The organism is Corynebacterium sp. c25Ua_47 (genome assembly GCF_039907205.1).
Lineage (GTDB): Bacteria > Actinomycetota > Actinomycetes > Mycobacteriales > Mycobacteriaceae > Corynebacterium > Corynebacterium hiratae.
In genome coordinates this window covers 67,327-82,566 of sequence record NZ_JASBOH010000003.1, presented here as the reverse complement: position 1 = coordinate 82,566, position 15,240 = coordinate 67,327, and the positions used below count along the sequence as shown (strand labels likewise).

Here is a 15,240-nt window from a genome sequence, read left to right as displayed (position 1 = left end):
ACCCAACCGGGCTGGATATCAGGTGTCTACCAAACAGGGGTCAGGTCCCACTCCACCCCCAGGCCCCGGTCAGCAGAGACCGCACCAGCACGGGGGACCGCAGCAGAACCCCTACGCCAACCAGCCTTTCCCACCCTTAGGCACTCCCCATAACAATCCTGGCGGCGGTTACGGGGCTGCCCAACCCCAGCCAGAGCCACCAAAGAAAAAGTCCGTCGTTGGAATCATCGCCACGGTTCTCGCCGTTCTCGGCACAATCATCGCCTGCATCCCCGGCATCTACGCCGCAGGCTGGATCCTTCTCCTCGCAGCGCTTATTGCCGGCGCGGTCTCACTTTTCCTCAGCAACCAGTCAACTGTGTGGGGAGCAGTCGCCCTGATCATCACTGTGGTGGGCAGCTTGATCGCCTCGGTAGTCTTTTTCTTCTTCATGGCCGCAAAATTCATCGGGTCGCTTCCGGACACTACGCAAACACCCGAAATATCAAGTTCTATCGTGGGCACGACGGTGCGCCCCTGGGATGAGGAGGAGACGCTGGACAGCACGGGCTCTCCCACCCCAACAGCGACGGAATACTACGAAAGCGTTCCTGATGAGAACGGAAACCAAGTCATTGAAGAAGGCACGCCCGGTTCGCGTTCTAACCCGCTACCGCTCAACACGACGCTGGAAGGGCCGGAATGGCACGTGGATGTCAGCAACCTCAACTTCGATGGCACGGACGAAGTCATGGCCGCGGACCCTTCCTACAAGCAGCCGGACGAGGGGAAGAAATACCTGGTCTTTGATTTGACCTTGACGTACGTGGGCAACGAGACCGACGCCGGCTCGGAAATGGCGTTCCTTTACTTCGGCCCGGGCGAGGAATCGAATGGGCAGCCCCTCATGTGGGATGTCAATGGGTTTATCGACGTAGACACTCCCTTCCAGCCGCAAGAGAAACGTACCGGCCGAGTGGCTGTCAGCGTGCCGGAGAACGGCGCGGAAGACGGCACGTTCGGCATCGTCGTGCCGGGCACCGAGATTCCCTTCCACCTCGCTTTGAAGTAGGGCTACATCCCTGCCGTCTCGTCCTGTGCCTGCCGCGCGTTGTCTGAAATCTCACGCGCCCTCTGCTCTAGGCTCTCTTGGGCGCGGGCCTGGGCTTGGGAGGAGTTATCAGAGCGCGGCGGGGCTTGGATAAAACGCTCGGAGTGTAGCCCCAGCTGCAGTTCCTTGGCACGCAACACCTCAGCATCAATCTTGATGCCGACGATGAGCACGGTGTTCATCAACCACATAGCCATGAACACCGCCATGACGGTGCTTAGCGCACCATAGGCGCTGGCCGCAGCGAGGTACTTCAGGTAGAGGCCCACCAGCCCCCAGGACACTACTGTGCCCACGAGCGCCACCACCGAACCATAAGTAATCCACCTAAAGCGCCCAGGCCGCACGTTGGGGCCGAAGTGATAGAGCACTGCAATGAGCGTGAGCACCACGATCACAGTGACGGGAAAGCGCAGCCAGTTCCACACCGGAAGGAAGATTCTTACCAAGTACGTGGCGGTATCTTCTAGCCCTACGTTGCGCGCGAGCGGAATCAACCCTTCGTTAAGAACAGCATCACGCAGCAAGTTGGCAAAAAGCACGATGACCGCGCCCACCACGATGACTGCTGTCAGCCCCCACATCAGCGCCCACGTGCGGATGATCCCGCGGCCTTCCACCCGGCCGTACACGGTATTGGCAGTGCGCGAGAAGGCCCGCACATACGCCGACGCTGAAAACAGCGAAATGGCCAGGGAAATGATCAGTGCCAACGTGCCCTGCGCGCTAGAGCCGATGATCGTGCCGACGACCGTATGGGCTTGCTCAGAAAGCGAGCCAGGGACGTACTGTTCGATGAGCTCTGAGGTCAGCTGCTCCACTTCCGCTTGGCGGGAGGAGAAGATGAGCGTGGCAATGGAGTAGGCGGCCAGTACCGTGGGCGCAAAAGCCATGAGCGTGAAGTAGGTCATCCCGGCGGCACGGTCCATGAAGGCATCGTGGAAAAAGTCATTCCACGTGCGGCGGATGATCAGCCCCCAGCTCTCCTTGCGGAGCCGGTTGTCCCTGGAGAAAGGGTCGCGTTCCTCATCGTGGCCCTGGACCTCAAGGATGGTCGAGCTCTTAAACGGCACGATGGTCTCTGGCTCTTCGGCCGGAATAGCGTTGCCGCCAATCTCCTCTTCGCTCATATCTGACCAGCGTATGCGGCACAGCCCGCATTCAGGGGAAGGACACTCGGGCCACAGGCTAAGCCGTGGTTACACTGGGAAAGCATGACTGAGAAGAACACCGAGAACAAGATCAACGTAAAGTCCTTCGAGCTCGACCACCGGCTTGTCGACGCCCCCTATATCCGCGTCGCCGACCGCACCGACCTGGGCGGCGGAGTCGAGATTATCAAGTATGACCTGCGCTTCTGCCAGCCCAACAAGGAGCACCTCGGCACCGAGGCAATCCACTCGGTGGAGCACATGATGGCCAACTTCATGCGCAACTACACCAACAAGCTCATCGGTTTTGCCCCGATGGGCTGCCGCACCGGCTTCTACGCCATCACCAACGGCATGGAGCAGGACGAGCTGCTCCGCGCCGTCGAGGGCGCACTCAATGACATCCTCAACGCCACCGAGGTTCCCGCCGCCAACGAGGTACAGTGCGGCTGGGGCGCCCACCACTCACTCGAGGGCGCACAGGAGGCCGCACGCGATTTCCTCGCGGCCAAGGATGAGTGGCTCAACGTCATGGCCTAAGCGGCGGTGAAAGCTTGGGGCAATGGAGCCCTAACAGCTAGTGCTCGAGGCGTCGGATCTGGATGCGGGAGAAAAACAGCCCGGCGACGCCGAGCCCCAAGACGCTCGCCATTAAGGTGCAGCGCGCTGCGCTGAACTCCGCGAACAGGCCTGGGACCAACAGCATCGCCACCGCGCAAAGAAGGGCCGAAACAAAGAGGAGGATGGCAAAGAGTACGTCTTTGGGGATGTACATGCGAGGTCCTTTCTGGGCACCTAGTGTTTGCGGCGGCGAGCTAGCAATTCAACGCTATTTTAAATATTTCGCACTTATATTTCTACCCCTAGCCAGATGGGCTCCGGCTCCAACGTCACGCCGAAGGCCTTTTGAACCCCGGCGCGAATCTCGCGGGCCAGCGCAACGATGTCATCTGCGGTGGCCTCACCGCGGTTGGTCAGCGCCAGGGTGTGCTTGGTGGACAGGGTTGCCTTCGCACCTGACTCTTCACCCGGGTAGCCCTTGGCAAAGCCGGCTCGCTCGATGAGCCAGGCGGCGGAGAGCTTTTCCTTTCCTTCTCCAGATGCGGTGCCGCTTGTCGGCACCGCATGGCGCGGCATGCGGTCCGCATCCTCGTCGCCGCGGGCGGCGCGGACGGCTTCCTGGATGGAATCGGCAAGCTGCGGTTCCACGATGGGGTTGGTAAAGAAGGAACCGGCTGACCAGGTGTCGTGGTCTTCTGGGTCGAGCACCATGCCCTTGCCGCGACGCAGCTTCAGCACTTCCTCACGGACTTCCGCGACCGGGCGGCGCTCACCGGGGTTCTGGGTGAGCTGGCCAAAGCGCAGGGGTGTGGACAGTCCATCGGTGGTCAGCTGCAGCTCAATAGCCAGCACCACGCCGCGGCCGGTGAATTTCAGGTTGGAGTAGCGATACGCCAGCTCCAGGTCCGCGGCCGGCACCCACGTCGCGGTGCGGGTAGCGCGCTCGTAGAGGTAGACCTGCGTGAGGACGTCGGAGGTCTCCGCGCCATAGGCACCGACATTCTGCACCGGCACGGCACCCGCATTGCCCGGGATGCCGGAAAGGCATTCGATGCCGCCCAGACCGCAGTCCACGGACAAAGCCACGACGTCATCCCATACCGCGCCCGCATCAGCGCGCACGAGGCCGTTGGCCACGGTGACATCGATATCCTCGAAGTCGAGCACCACGACCACGACATCCAACTGGCCTTCCGCCACCACGAGGTTGGAGCCGCCGCCGACGACGAGGTAGTCCTGGGAGGCGTCGTCAAGCGCTGCTAACGCAGCAATTGCCGCCTCAGCGCTGGCGCAGCGCACCGTCACCAGCGGTGCACCACCGATGCGCAGCGTCGTGAGATCGGCGAAGGTGGTCTCGGAATCCAGCGTGACTCCGTCAATGTCAGCGAGGGTCAGGAATTTATCTAGCACGTCTACCAAGGTAGTCTGTAACTCATGTCAACCCGTAGCGAAAACACCGTTATCATCAACCAGCCCATCGATAAGGTGCACAAGGCACTGACCACTCAGGAGTACTGGGACTTCATCGTGGCCAAGCTGTCCCCGGAACCGGGTACCGTGCACGAGTTCACCGGCAACACCGCTGTGCTCTACGAAATTCTTCCGACCTCCCTCCTTCCGGAGGCCGTTCGCGCCATGGTCTCCCAGGATCTGAAGGAAAAGCGCACCGTGACCATCGGCGAGTTGGTCGACGAGCAGATTTCCGTCTCCTTCACCGCTGACGTCAAGGGCACCCCGGTCGACTTCAAGGGTGACATCACCTACAAGGCCCAGGATGAGACCACCGTTCTGGATTACGTCACCGAGGTTTCCGTCAACATCCCGATGATGGGCGCTGCCATCGAGCCGAAGGTCGCTGAAGCTCTGCAGGAGCTCTACACCAACGAGGGCAAGCTCACCGAAGAGTGGATCTCCAACAACCTCTAAACAACTCCCTACACCACAGTTGTTGCCATGGCCGATCACGCGCATAACCTGAAGGCTCAGGAAAGCGCTGGTCGGCCTTTTGGCGTTGTTACCCGCGGCACCACCAACCCCAACCGCCTGCGCCGCTGTGATCGGTGGATGGTGGCGCACCCGGAGATCTCCTCGCTACTGCGCTCCACTCCGGAGCCGCTGGCTCTCGACGTCGGCTACGGCGCTTCCCACACCACCACCGTGGAGTGGGCCGGCTGGCTGCGCAGCGTTAACCCGAATACCCGGGTAACGGGCCTAGAGATTTCCCCCGAGCGCGTCCTGCCGCCGCGCGATGGCGTCACATTCGAGTTGGGCGGCTTCGAGCTTGCCGGCTACCGCCCGCAGCTGGTGCGAGCCTTCAACGTGCTGCGCCAGTACGACGTCGACCAGGTAGAGAAAGCCTGGACCACGGTGACCTCACGTCTTGCTCCCGGCGGGTTCTTCGTGGAGGGAACCTGCGACGAGCTGGGACGCAGATCGGCCTGGGTGCTTCTCGACGCCTCCGGCCCGCGCACGCTGACCCTCGCCTGGGATCCCTTCGACGTGGAGCGCCCCAGCGATATTGCGGAGCGCCTTCCCAAAATCCTCATCCACCGCAACGTGCCGGGTGAACCGATCCACGAGCTCTTGCAAGCGGCCGACGCCGCCTGGGACCGCGCCGCCGGCTGGTCTCCATATGGCCCGCGGGTGCGCTGGCGCATGGCGCGCGAAGAACTCCGGCAGACAGTCCCCATCCACCCGGTGAACCGCCGCCTGCGGGACAACGTTCTCACAGTGGATTGGGACCTGGTAGTTGGCCAACTTTAATCCAGTGCGCCACACTAGTAGTCATGGCTTCTTCTAAATCTCCCGCCTCGACGGCCTGGAAAATTTTCATCGGCGTACTGGTGACGCTCCTGCTCATCATTTTGCTAGCTGAGCTCGGCCTGCGCTGGTTCTTGGGTTCTCAGATGAAGAGCCAATTTACCCAGTCCGCCAAGGAGCAGGGCGTGGAGACCTCCGAGGAACCGGAGGTGAGCTTCGGTGCCAGCCCCATGGTCTTTGGTTTGCTCAACGGCAAGATTCCGCAGATGGATATGAAGACCCCGTCCACGCTGAAGATTGAGGGCACCACCATCACCGGCCAACCGGCCGCTGATGTCCACGTCGAAGACATGACGCTGTCCAAGGAGCCGGTCGCGGGCACGCTGCGGGCTTCGACGACGGTGCCGGATCAGTTCCTGCTCGCCAGCTTCCAAAAGGCCATTGCTGAGCAGTCTGGCTATGACGCCTTGGGCAACCTGGTAGTCACCGCGATTACCGCCAACGATGCCGAGGATGACCTCGAGGTGGAATTTGCCGGTGGCCTGGCCACGCTGTCACTCAAGCCGGAGGCTCGCGACGGCAAGCTCGCCATCGATGCGAAGGAAGCATCGCTCTTCGGCTTCGACCTGCCCGAGCAGGCGACCTCCGCGATCTCGAATGCCTTGGCCGAAGGCATGGAGGAACAGCTCGCGGGCCAGCAGCTGACCTTCGAGTCCGTGGATGTTGGGGCTGGCGAACTCACGCTCACCCTCATTGGCCACGACGTTCCGATGAGCGAACTCGATTCCGCCACCGCGCCAGCACAGCAGGCACCGGCTAATTAAGAATTAAAGGCTCTCTATGGAGAGCTGCGTATCCAGGGCTTCGTCGTCTGAAACGACGGAGCCCGTTTCAATGAGGCACTGATAGCCCGCTTGCTCGGCAGCACGCGCATACTCCGGCAACGGCAAAGCCGGACGCTCAGGAAGAATGAGCCCCAAGCGCACTGGCAGCGGGCAGGCTTCGCGGAGAGTGACGAGCTCGGAGAGGAGCGAGGTGGCATCCCCTAGCAGCTCATCCACCGCAACCCACACCTCGGCGGCACCTGACTGAACTGCCAGCCGTGCCTCCGCCGCCTTCACCAAGGAGTGGTGGCGGCCGGTGGGATAACCGGCAACAGCAATAACGTGCTCGGCGCCCTCAGCGGCAAGCACGTGGTGCGGGGAGACCAGCACTCGCTGTTGCCCCGCCGACTGGGTTCGCACCTCCTCCACGGAGGCCTCAAGCAGATTCAGCATTAGTAGGAATAATCGCCGTTGATGATGGCCTTGAGCTGCGGGCGCACGTCAAACCAATACACGCCGGTGATGATGGCACCAATCCAGCTGACAAAAGGCAGCGGCAGGTTCATCAACAGGGCGGAGCCGAAGAGCAGGCCGACCCATACCCACTTGTTCTGGCGGTCACCGGCGCGGAAGGCATCCTCCCGCGTCATCGCCGCTAGGACGGCACCAAAGAGGGCGAAGAGAGATACCGCGATGAAAATGTAGTGCGGTATCGACGCAATAATGTTAAGAAAAGTGTGCATCAAGAAAGACTAACTAGTTTTCGTCAACTACTTCGCCGTCAATGACATCGTCATTCGGCTTCTGTGCGTAGGGGTTGCGCGGGCTCTGCGGCTCTTGCGGCTGCTGGGCATGCTTGCCCTCCGCGCGCTGCTCCTTGGCGTTGTTGATAGCGCCCTGCACACCCTCACGGGTCTCGTTGAAGGCCGTGGTGAAATCCTCACGGGCCTTTTCAAAAGACTCCGAGTTGCGGGTCTCGCGCGCTGCGGAGGACACAGACTCCCCAATGTTCTTGGCCGTGGAGGTCACGCGGTCAAAGAAGGACTCTTCCTTCGCGGTGCCATCACCCATGCCCGCCTCATCGGCGGCGCGGGCAATGCGATCCGCCTGCGCGCTCTGGGCTTGGTTCTGGCGCTCCTCCTTGAAACGGCCACCAAAATCCTTGGCCACATCAAAAGCAGAGGAACCGGCATTCTTGATTGAGTCAAATACGGACATGGTCGTCACTCCTTGTTAGACGCCAAAAAGCAGATGATTAACAGTGTAGATAACCAACCCCGCCAGCGCACCCACAACCGTGCCGTTGAGGCGGATGAACTGCAGGTCCTTGCCCACCATGAGCTCGATATTCTCGGAAGCCTCCTGGGCATCCCAGCGCTTAATGGTCTCCGGAATAATCGCGATGATCTCCGGGGCGAATTTCTCCACCGCGTAGCGCGCGGCCTTGTCCACCAGCTCGTTGGCCTGGGCCAGGAACTCGGAATCCTCCAGCAGGCGGTGCGCCAATTCCTTCACCTTGGCGGTGATCTTCTGGCGCAGGAAGGACTCTGGGTCGGTGAGCTGTTCAATGAGCGTGGAGGAGACCGTCGCCCACATCGCCGCCGGCGCCTTCTGCGCCTGATCGGAGGCCAGCATCTCCTGCTTGATGCCTTCGATGCGCCCGCGCATGTCCTCATCCCACTGCAGGTCCGAAGCCAGCTTGGACAGGTTGCGGCGAATGGCCAGGCGGGCTTCGTGGTTGCCGTTGCGGCGGACCTCATCGGCGAATTCCACAAGCTCGGCGTAGACCTTCTCCCCCACCATCTCGCGGGCAAAGCGCGGCGCCCAGCCGGGCATGCGCTCATCAATGGCGGTGACCACCGTGGATTCCATGCCGAGGATCTTGCCGTGCGCCCACTCAATGAGGTCATCTTCCAGCGGCCGCGCCTTGCCTTCCGCGATATAGCCCTCCAGCAGGCGCCCCAGCGGCGGGCCCCACTCCGGCTCTGCCAGACGGTCCATGACTTGGGTGCGGATGAACTGCTCTGCCTCCGCCGGGTCTAGGTCTGCGACCACGCTGGCTGCGCGCTCACCAATCCACGCGGAGACCTCCTCCGCCCGCCCAGGCTCCACGCCCTGGCGCGCCAGCCACAGCGGTATCTCCGCCTCCCGCACCTTGGCGCTGAGTGCATCCGCGGTGAGGAAGTTCTCCTCCACGAAGTCCTTGAGCGCATCACCCACGCGGTCCTTGTTGTTGGGGATGAGCGCGGTGTGCGGGATGGGCAGCCCCATGGGGCGGCGGAACAGCGCGGTCACCGCGAACCAGTCCGCCAGTCCACCGACCATTCCTGCCTCCGCTGCCGCGCGCACGTAGCCCACCCAGACGGGAGCCCCGCTTGCCGACGCCTGCCACCACGAGCACCCCAAAAAGATCACCGCCGCACCAATCAGGAAGGACAGCGCAATCGCCTTCCAGCGGCGCAGGTCCGCCCGGCGCGCCTCCTGGTTTCCTGGCTGCGGCACAAACGACGTCTGCGCCGCCGACGTTTCCCGAGCCGGCTCAAGCCCTGCGTCTGCGCGGTGCGTCATGGGTTGGTTCTCCTTGGGTCTGCGTAATGATGGGGAATAGTGAATCCATTAATCAACATTAGTGGGCGTACCGGACACATTCGATTGCCACCAACACTAAGATCGACTCCTAGCTTTATGAACGCCAGCCTGCCGAGGGCCCGTTTGTGGTTCCGTAGATGAACCGTCCGGCATCCAACGCCTGCTGATCAAAGAAACCGAACCTAGCCGCCAGCACGCCTTTCGCCTTCTGGTGGTTACGGGAAGTGGCGGTCATGAACACCACACCCGCTATCAACTCGGCGAGCTTCTCCAGTGTCACCCAGTTGGATGATTCCTCGGTGTGGTCGTTGTCGATGTCCATCACGACACAGTCCGAGGAAATGAAGCTCGCAGACGAGCGCCGGTCGTTGGTGTAGGTGGCGGCGACGTGATCCAACCTGGCCACCTGCTCCAGCCCGGCTTGGTCGGTGATCTGGTGGTGGTTCGGGATGTCCATCTGGTGAGCCCAGTCGATCTCGGCGCGCTGAATCGCTTTCAGGGCCCGGTAGCAGGTCGGGTCAGGGTATCCTTCGACGTTCTTCTTCGGTATTCCGATATCAAGAAGCGCAGTGGTGGTCATCTGGCGTCCTCGCCTTCACGCTCGACCACCGGCAGCAGGCCACGGATGTTCTTCAACAGGTCATAGATGAACAGGCGGCCTTTCTGCGTCCAGTACATGTGGGTGCAGGTCTTGCCCTCGTCGTACTCGTACGTCTTGGACTGGGTGTAACCCTTCTCAGTAAACTTGGCGTAGAGGAACCAACGCCCGGGCTGGTGAAACTGCACCTGCTCCCCGCGCAGAATCTGGTTGAGCTTCTTCGCCGACAGGCCGTAGTCCTTGGCGATCTCGGTGGTGGTGATCAGCGACGGCGACGCCAGCACCACGTCGTAATAGGACACCTTCGCTGGTAAACCTGACCTGCTGGATGCCACCAGCCGTTTCAAGGGGGTAGTGATTAACGACCCCCTGCAATGACGCGCCAGGGCATCTTTCGTGTTGGCGTAGCCGAGGGCGGTCGCCACGTCCCAGCCGCAGAACAGGACCTGTCCGCCCGAGGTGATGGTTCGGATCGTACCGATGGCTCCATGTCCCGTGCTCTTGCCTCGGCGTCATCAACCAGGTAACCTCGTAGTCAACATGACCGGTTCCGCTGCCCGCCTCAATGGGAGTCCAGGGCCGGTCTTCGTTTTTGTATCAAACAGGGGTGTGCGTGGAGCAGGTGAAGCAGTTCAAGACCTACGGTGAACAGGTCGAATTGCTTCGTCAGCGTGGGATGCGAGTGGATGATCCCAAGCATGCTGAGACGCTGCTGGCTCAATTGAACTACTACCGCTTGTCCGGATACTGGTACCCGATGCGCCGTTTCTCCCAAGACGACGGCACTGCCCGAGATGAATTCGTTGAGGGAGCATCGTTTGACCTGGTGGTAGCCCTCTATGGGTTTGACGAACAATTGCGCCACAGCGTGTTCATCGAGCTTGATCGCGTGGAGTTGGCTATTCGAACCAAGCTCGGTCACGAGCTGGGTCGCCTTGACCCGCTGATCTATTTGGATCCCCAGCGTTTGAGCGCCCGGGCACGGCAGCGAAACAAAGACGGGCGTAGCGTGCACGAGGTGTGGCTGAGAAAGTACCAGTCGGCATTGAAAGCGTCGAAGGAGGACTTCGTCGCCCACCACAAATCCAAATATGGCGGGACTCTACCCATCTGGGCGGCTGTCGAAATCATGGATTGGGGGATGCTGTCGTACCTGTACGGCATGTCACCCAATATCGTGCGCAAACGGATTGCCGAGCCCTGCGGCCTAACTGGTCCTCAGCTTGAATCATGGCTGAAATCCTTGAATATTCTGCGTAATTACGCAGCTCATCATGCAAGGATGTTCAACCGTGTTTACGACATCAAACCGAAACTGAACAATGACGTCAGGCTGGCTCCGGTAGCTGAAGGAATGAATCGCGTGTTCGGGCAGCTCTCCCTTATCCAATACTTGCAGCGCCAACTGGAATTGTCTCCAGCCGACCGGCTACCGAAGCTGTTCCACACCTACCCGCACAATCCCATCGTGCCGTTTTCTCGCACAGGAGCACCTGACAGCTGGGGCGAGTTGCCTCTCTGGCGCGTCTAATCTTTGCGGTAGTAGTCGCATTCGTACCCGTCTGCGTCGAGTGTCATGGCGTGGACGAGTAGGTCACGAGCGACTGCTTGGACGATGTTCTCGACGAGTTTCTCGCCGTAGTTCTTCAGCCGCCCCCACTTGCATCCGGTTGTGACACCGCTGTAGGACTCACTTCCAGCACTCCCATGTTCGGGCTAGACGCAGCCTGCGCGGAATCGGCAAGCAAATAGCGAAAGCCAAACGCGCTGTTGACGGCGATATCGCAATCAAGCGCAACCGCTATATCGATCTTTCCGCCCCAAACAAGAAGGTCAACTACGCTCTTGCCGCCAAACACCGAGCCCTAGCCGGAATTAAAGGCTATGAAACCGACCTGACTACTCTTCCCGCTAGTGAGGTTATCGGGCATTACCGCAGGCTATTCAACATTGAAAAGTCGTTTCGGATGTCGAAATCAGACCTGAAAGCACGCCCAATCTACGCCAGGAAACAAGACTCGATCACAGCCCACCTCAACATCGTCATCGCAGCCCTAGCCGTGGCCCACCTGATGGAGACCCGCAGTGGTCAATCCATCAAACGCCTCGTGAGAACACTCAAGAAATACCGCAGCTTTCAACTCGTCGTTGGCGGCGAAACCATCCATGCCGCCGTACCACTACCCCCGGAAATCCAAACCCTCGTCGACAACATCACCGCCCCAACCCTTCGGCACTAATTTGAGCCAAGTCAGGTTAGTGTTCGCGTCGCTCCCTGCGGCGCCATTCACGCGTATGGCACCGTAGGGGCGTCGCCAAGCGCCCGCTCCCCCTCTCCGCCCGCCCAGCACCCACCCCAAACGCCAACAACCCCCGCCTCCTCACATGGTCTCCCATGTGTGTTTGGAGGTGGGGGTTGTGGTGGTGTCAGTACAGAAACTTAGGCGTTCAACGGCCTAGGAGGTGCCTAGTTGATGCGGCCGGTTTCCTTGCGGTACTGGCGGTAGTAGCGGCGGCCATACTTGACGGAGACGATAGCCAGGATGGCTACGACGACGCTGGCGATGGCGCCCACAATCAGGTTGATCTGGTAGTCAGCACCGGCGGTGCCCTGCGGGTACAGCTTGGTGCCGAAGCCCCAGATCAGGATGCCCAGCGCCGGCAGGATCGAGAGAACCAAGCCCATGCCCACCCAGGTGGAGGTGCGCAGCAAAGAAGAGTGCGGTGCACTGTAAGAAACGGGGTCATATCCCTCGATGTAGGAGTCCTGAATCTTACCGGAGAACTCCGGGTAGGTCTCGCTGTGGTGATCAGCAACTGCCGGGTTGAGGTCGCTCATGGCTGAAACTTTCTCTCGTTCCTGTTAATCCTGTGAATGACTATAGCTTAGTCGTCCTTGCCGCGGAAAGCAGCACGTGCACGTTCGCGGGTAACCGCGGAAACCGCGGTCAGCGGCACACCAGCCGGGCAGACGTCGGCGCACTCGCCGTAGAGCGAGCAGTGGCCGAAGTTCTGCTCCAGATCGTCCACCATGTTGCGTGCGCGGCGTCCACGCTCTTCCTTGCCCAGCGGCATGAGGGAGAGGTGAACCAGCTTGGCGCCGGTGAACAGGTGAGCAGCACCGTTCGGGCAGGATGCCACGCAGGCACCGCAGCCGATGCAGGCGGCGTGATCCAGGGCGTACTCGGAGGTCTCGTGGTTGACGTGCAGGGTGTCAGCGTCCGGAGCGGTACCCGCATCCATGGACACGTAGCCGCCCTGCTCCATGACGTGGTCCAGCTTGGCGCGGTCCACGATCATGTCCTTGATGACCGGGTAGGCAGCGGAGCGGAAAGGCTCCAGCTTGATGGTGTCGCCATCCTTGAACTGGAACAGGCGCTGCTGGCAGGCCGGGGTGTTCTGACCCGGGCCATGCGGGCGACCGTTGACCAGGAGGCCACAGGTACCACAGATGCCCTCACGGCAGTCGGAAGCGAATGCGAACGGCTCGGTGCCGGCCTCAATGAGGCCGTCGTTGACGTGGTCGAGCAGCTCCAGAATGGACATCTGCTCGGCGGCGTCGTCAACCTGCACGGTTTCGAACTTGCCTTCTTGCGTCGGTCCGGCTTGACGCCAGATCTCAAGTGTCAGTTTCATTACTTGTAGTTCCTTGTCATCAGCGGGATCGAATCAAAGTACAGCGGCTCAGCGTGGCGGATGAACTCGCCCTCAGCAGCGCCCGGCTCCCATGCGGAAACGAAGCACCAGTTCTCGTCATCGCGCTCGGCCTCGCCGTCCTCGGAGAGGTGGTCCTCGCGGAAGTGAGCACCACAGGACTCGTCGCGGTCAAGGGCGTCAATACACATGAGCTCACCCAGGTCGATGTAGTCAGCAACGCGCAGACCATACTCGAGGACCTGGTTCATGTCGTTAGCGTCACCAGTGATGCGGACGTTAGCCCAGAAGTCCTTGCGCAGTGCGCGGACCTTCTCGATGGCAACCTTGAGGTCCTCGACATTACGGGACACACCACAGCCCCAGTAGAGGATGTCACCCAGCTGGCGGTGGTAGTACGCCGGGCCGTGCGGATCCTCGCCCTGGATGGACATGAGGCGGTCGATGCGAGCCTGTGCGCGAGCAACGGCGTCGTTAGCCTCGGCGGAATCCTCGGCCAGCTTGGCCTCACCCAGGTGGTGAGCCAGGTAGTTCGGGATAGTGAACGGCAGGGTGAACCAGCCATCAACGGAAGCGGACAGCAGGGAGTTAGCACCCAGGCGGTTCGCACCGTGGTAGGTCCAGGAGCACTCACCGGCGGCGAAGAGGCCGTCGATGGCGGTCATCTCGTTGAAGTCCGTCCACAGGCCACCCATGGTGAAGTGGCAGGTCGGAGCGATACGCATCGGGGTCTCGTAGGCGGACTCACCGATGGCCTCTTCGTACATCTCGATGAGGTTGGAGTAACGCTCGCGGATCTTGTCCTTGCCCAGACGCTCGATGGCGTCGCGGAAGTCCAGGTACACGGAGTTGTGCAGCGGACCAACGCCCAGACCCTTGTTGATCTGCTGGGAAATGGCACGGGAAGCCACGTCACGCGGGACGAGGTTACCGAAGGCCGGGTAGCGGCGCTCTAGGAAGTAGTCGCGCTCCTCTTCCGGAATCTCGTTAGCAGGACGGTCATCGCCCTCCTTGATCGGAGACCAGATGCGGCCGTCGTTACGCAGCGACTCAGACATGAGGATGGTCTTGGACTGCCACTCGGAATTGACCGGCAGGCCGGTCGGGTGGAACTGGATGAATGCCGGGGAAGCCAGGTAAGCACCAGCCTCGTACGCACGCATCATGGCGCCAGCGTTGGAGTTCTTAGCCAGCGTGGACATGTGGTAGACGTTGCCGTAACCGCCGGTACCGAGGATGACTGCGTGGCCGGTGAAGGCCTTGAGCTCGCCGGTGATGAGGTTACGGGTCACAATGCCGCCGGCACGCTTGGTGCCGTTGTCGTTGTAGGTGATGACGTCCTGCATATCGTGGTGAGCGAAGAGCTCCACGTTGCCCAGGCCAATCTGGCGGTACAGCGCAGAAGTGGTGGACAGCTGCAGCTGCTGGCCTGTTTGACCACGGGTGTAGTAGGTGCGGGAGACCTGCACGCCACCGAAGGAACGGGTAGCCAGGGTGCCGCCGTACTCGCGAGCGAACGGAGCGCCGATGGCGTTCATGTGGTCGATGACGCGGATGGACTCATAAGCCAGGCGCCAGCAGTCGGACTCGCGGCAGCGGTAGTCGCCGCCCTTGACGGTGTCCTTGGTGTGGCGGTAGGCGGAGTCGTTATCCACCTTCTTGTGGCGGGAAGAGTTCACACCACCCTGCGCAGCAATGGAGTGCGCGCGACGCGGGGAATCGTGGTAGGTGAAGACCTTCACCTTGTATCCCAACTCGCCGAGGGCAGCCGCAGCGGAACCAGCAGCCAGGCCGGTACCGACGACGATGATTTCGAACTTGCGGCGGTTCAGCGGGGAGACCAGCTCCATGTGGTCCTTCTGGTAGCTCCACATGTCCTTCATCGGGACGCCGTGCGGCTCGTGGGACTCCAGGATGCGGCCCGGCTTGACACCCGGGACGATGGACTGCGGGTGCGAGAAGTTCGGGTGCTCGCGCTTGAGTTCAGTATTCGCGTTAGTCATGGGTTCAAAA

General features: G+C 61.1%; 19 protein-coding genes. 7 read left to right on the top strand and 12 right to left on the bottom strand.

All coding sequences use genetic code 11. From position 1 onward, the window contains the following. The first annotated feature begins 22 nt into the window (after positions 1 to 22). Positions 23 to 1,051, top strand: coding sequence for a hypothetical protein (locus QKE52_RS04355; protein ID WP_347948230.1), 1,029 nt, complete (start codon positions 23 to 25; stop codon positions 1,049 to 1,051). 2 nt (positions 1,052 to 1,053) lie between these two features. Here the strand turns inward: QKE52_RS04355 and QKE52_RS04350 are convergent, their stop codons facing one another. Beyond that, a complete protein-coding gene (locus tag QKE52_RS04350) occupies positions 1,054 to 2,220 on the bottom strand; it encodes a YihY/virulence factor BrkB family protein (protein ID WP_070510563.1) in 1,167 nt (388 codons plus the stop codon). An 84-nt stretch (positions 2,221 to 2,304) separates the two neighbouring features. Between QKE52_RS04350 and QKE52_RS04345 the strand changes: the two genes are divergently transcribed. Beyond that, a complete protein-coding gene (locus tag QKE52_RS04345) occupies positions 2,305 to 2,781 on the top strand; it encodes an S-ribosylhomocysteine lyase (RefSeq protein WP_046647829.1) in 477 nt (158 codons plus the stop codon). A 37-nt stretch (positions 2,782 to 2,818) separates the two neighbouring features. On the opposite strand, the gene QKE52_RS04340 is transcribed toward QKE52_RS04345, so the two are convergent. Both QKE52_RS04340 and QKE52_RS04335 read right to left on the bottom strand, forming a co-directional pair. Further along, positions 2,819 to 3,016 (bottom strand): hypothetical protein, encoded by a 198-nt coding sequence (locus QKE52_RS04340; protein ID WP_070682411.1) that lies wholly within the window; start codon positions 3,014 to 3,016, stop codon positions 2,819 to 2,821. 74 nt (positions 3,017 to 3,090) lie between these two features. Beyond that, complete coding sequence (locus QKE52_RS04335) at positions 3,091 to 4,212, bottom strand: UDP-N-acetylmuramate dehydrogenase (RefSeq protein ID WP_347948229.1); 1,122 nt, start codon at positions 4,210 to 4,212, stop codon at positions 3,091 to 3,093. Positions 4,213 to 4,236: 24 nt separating this feature from the next. On the opposite strand from QKE52_RS04335, the gene QKE52_RS04330 reads away from it, so the two are divergent. The 3 genes from QKE52_RS04330 to QKE52_RS04320 are packed head-to-tail and all read left to right on the top strand — an operon-like array spanning position 4,237 to position 6,386. Beyond that, positions 4,237 to 4,728: a DUF2505 domain-containing protein gene (locus QKE52_RS04330; protein ID WP_046647832.1), complete on the top strand. Its 492-nt coding sequence runs from the start codon at positions 4,237 to 4,239 to the stop codon at positions 4,726 to 4,728. A gap of 27 nt (positions 4,729 to 4,755) precedes the next feature. Beyond that, positions 4,756 to 5,565: a class I SAM-dependent methyltransferase gene (locus tag QKE52_RS04325; protein ID WP_347948228.1), complete on the top strand. Its 810-nt coding sequence runs from the start codon at positions 4,756 to 4,758 to the stop codon at positions 5,563 to 5,565. A gap of 23 nt (positions 5,566 to 5,588) precedes the next feature. After that, positions 5,589 to 6,386, top strand: a complete 798-nt coding sequence (locus QKE52_RS04320) for a DUF2993 domain-containing protein (RefSeq protein ID WP_046647834.1) — start codon at positions 5,589 to 5,591, stop codon at positions 6,384 to 6,386. 3 nt (positions 6,387 to 6,389) lie between these two features. Here QKE52_RS04320 and QKE52_RS04315 read toward each other — a convergent pair whose 3' ends face one another. The 6 genes from QKE52_RS04315 to QKE52_RS04290 form a co-directional block, all read right to left on the bottom strand. Continuing rightward, entirely contained in the window at positions 6,390 to 6,839 is a 450-nt protein-coding gene (locus QKE52_RS04315) for a deoxyribose-phosphate aldolase (RefSeq protein ID WP_070510557.1), read from the bottom strand. Further along, positions 6,839 to 7,129 carry a DUF2516 family protein gene (locus QKE52_RS04310; RefSeq protein WP_049154440.1) on the bottom strand — a complete coding sequence of 97 codons (291 nt, stop codon included), beginning with the start codon at positions 7,127 to 7,129 and terminating at the stop codon, positions 6,839 to 6,841. The genes QKE52_RS04315 and QKE52_RS04310 overlap by 1 nt, the downstream gene beginning before the upstream one ends. Positions 7,130 to 7,142: 13 nt before the next feature. Beyond that, positions 7,143 to 7,604, bottom strand: coding sequence for a CGLAU_01105 family protein (locus QKE52_RS04305; protein WP_049154438.1), 462 nt, complete (start codon positions 7,602 to 7,604; stop codon positions 7,143 to 7,145). Between the two features lie 15 nt (positions 7,605 to 7,619). Next, positions 7,620 to 8,954 (bottom strand): DUF445 family protein, encoded by a 1,335-nt coding sequence (locus QKE52_RS04300; protein ID WP_049154436.1) that lies wholly within the window; start codon positions 8,952 to 8,954, stop codon positions 7,620 to 7,622. A 115-nt stretch (positions 8,955 to 9,069) separates the two neighbouring features. Beyond that, a complete protein-coding gene (locus tag QKE52_RS04295) occupies positions 9,070 to 9,555 on the bottom strand; it encodes a hypothetical protein (protein WP_049154434.1) in 486 nt (161 codons plus the stop codon). Further along, complete coding sequence (locus tag QKE52_RS04290) at positions 9,552 to 9,875, bottom strand: phage antirepressor KilAC domain-containing protein (protein WP_232761147.1); 324 nt, start codon at positions 9,873 to 9,875, stop codon at positions 9,552 to 9,554. The genes QKE52_RS04295 and QKE52_RS04290 overlap by 4 nt, the downstream gene beginning before the upstream one ends. A gap of 311 nt (positions 9,876 to 10,186) precedes the next feature. Here QKE52_RS04290 and QKE52_RS04285 point away from each other — a divergent pair, with 311 nt between their 5' ends. Both QKE52_RS04285 and QKE52_RS04280 read left to right on the top strand, forming a co-directional pair. Beyond that, complete coding sequence (locus QKE52_RS04285; protein ID WP_070682406.1) at positions 10,187 to 11,104, top strand: Abi family protein; 918 nt, start codon at positions 10,187 to 10,189, stop codon at positions 11,102 to 11,104. Between the two features lie 436 nt (positions 11,105 to 11,540). Beyond that, on the top strand, positions 11,541 to 11,813 hold the full coding sequence (locus tag QKE52_RS04280) for a hypothetical protein (RefSeq protein WP_347948227.1): 273 nt from the start codon (positions 11,541 to 11,543) through the stop codon (positions 11,811 to 11,813). Between the two features lie 227 nt (positions 11,814 to 12,040). On the opposite strand, the gene QKE52_RS04275 is transcribed toward QKE52_RS04280, so the two are convergent. Genes QKE52_RS04275 through QKE52_RS04265 form a run of 3 tightly spaced genes read right to left on the bottom strand, consistent with a single transcriptional unit; the run spans position 12,041 to position 15,230 of the window. Then, a complete protein-coding gene (locus QKE52_RS04275) occupies positions 12,041 to 12,412 on the bottom strand; it encodes a membrane protein (protein WP_049157597.1) in 372 nt (123 codons plus the stop codon). A 47-nt stretch (positions 12,413 to 12,459) separates the two neighbouring features. Continuing rightward, positions 12,460 to 13,209 (bottom strand): succinate dehydrogenase/fumarate reductase iron-sulfur subunit, encoded by a 750-nt coding sequence (locus tag QKE52_RS04270; RefSeq protein ID WP_046647843.1) that lies wholly within the window; start codon positions 13,207 to 13,209, stop codon positions 12,460 to 12,462. Then, a complete protein-coding gene (locus QKE52_RS04265) occupies positions 13,209 to 15,230 on the bottom strand; it encodes a fumarate reductase/succinate dehydrogenase flavoprotein subunit (protein WP_046647844.1) in 2,022 nt (673 codons plus the stop codon). The genes QKE52_RS04270 and QKE52_RS04265 overlap by 1 nt, the downstream gene beginning before the upstream one ends. Positions 15,231 to 15,240 lie beyond the last annotated feature (10 nt).

Bases quoted from the DNA above. Each gene is read 5' to 3' on its own strand.
- QKE52_RS04350 (WP_070510563.1), bottom strand. From the start codon at position 2,220: ATGAGCGAAGAGGAGATTGGCGGCAACGCTATTCCGGCCGAAGAGCCA.
- QKE52_RS04345 (WP_046647829.1), top strand. From the start codon at position 2,305: ATGACTGAGAAGAACACCGAGAACAAGATCAACGTAAAGTCCTTCGAG.
- QKE52_RS04340 (WP_070682411.1), bottom strand. From the start codon at position 3,016: ATGTACATCCCCAAAGACGTACTCTTTGCCATCCTCCTCTTTGTTTCG.
- QKE52_RS04330 (WP_046647832.1), top strand. From the start codon at position 4,237: ATGTCAACCCGTAGCGAAAACACCGTTATCATCAACCAGCCCATCGAT.
- QKE52_RS04325 (WP_347948228.1), top strand. From the start codon at position 4,756: ATGGCCGATCACGCGCATAACCTGAAGGCTCAGGAAAGCGCTGGTCGG.
- QKE52_RS04320 (WP_046647834.1), top strand. From the start codon at position 5,589: ATGGCTTCTTCTAAATCTCCCGCCTCGACGGCCTGGAAAATTTTCATC.
- QKE52_RS04315 (WP_070510557.1), bottom strand. From the start codon at position 6,839: ATGCTGAATCTGCTTGAGGCCTCCGTGGAGGAGGTGCGAACCCAGTCG.
- QKE52_RS04310 (WP_049154440.1), bottom strand. From the start codon at position 7,129: ATGCACACTTTTCTTAACATTATTGCGTCGATACCGCACTACATTTTC.
- QKE52_RS04305 (WP_049154438.1), bottom strand. From the start codon at position 7,604: ATGTCCGTATTTGACTCAATCAAGAATGCCGGTTCCTCTGCTTTTGAT.
- QKE52_RS04300 (WP_049154436.1), bottom strand. From the start codon at position 8,954: ATGACGCACCGCGCAGACGCAGGGCTTGAGCCGGCTCGGGAAACGTCG.
- QKE52_RS04295 (WP_049154434.1), bottom strand. From the start codon at position 9,555: ATGACCACCACTGCGCTTCTTGATATCGGAATACCGAAGAAGAACGTC.
- QKE52_RS04280 (WP_347948227.1), top strand. From the start codon at position 11,541: ATGTCGAAATCAGACCTGAAAGCACGCCCAATCTACGCCAGGAAACAA.
- QKE52_RS04275 (WP_049157597.1), bottom strand. From the start codon at position 12,412: ATGAGCGACCTCAACCCGGCAGTTGCTGATCACCACAGCGAGACCTAC.
- QKE52_RS04270 (WP_046647843.1), bottom strand. From the start codon at position 13,209: ATGAAACTGACACTTGAGATCTGGCGTCAAGCCGGACCGACGCAAGAA.
- QKE52_RS04265 (WP_046647844.1), bottom strand. From the start codon at position 15,230: ATGACTAACGCGAATACTGAACTCAAGCGCGAGCACCCGAACTTCTCG.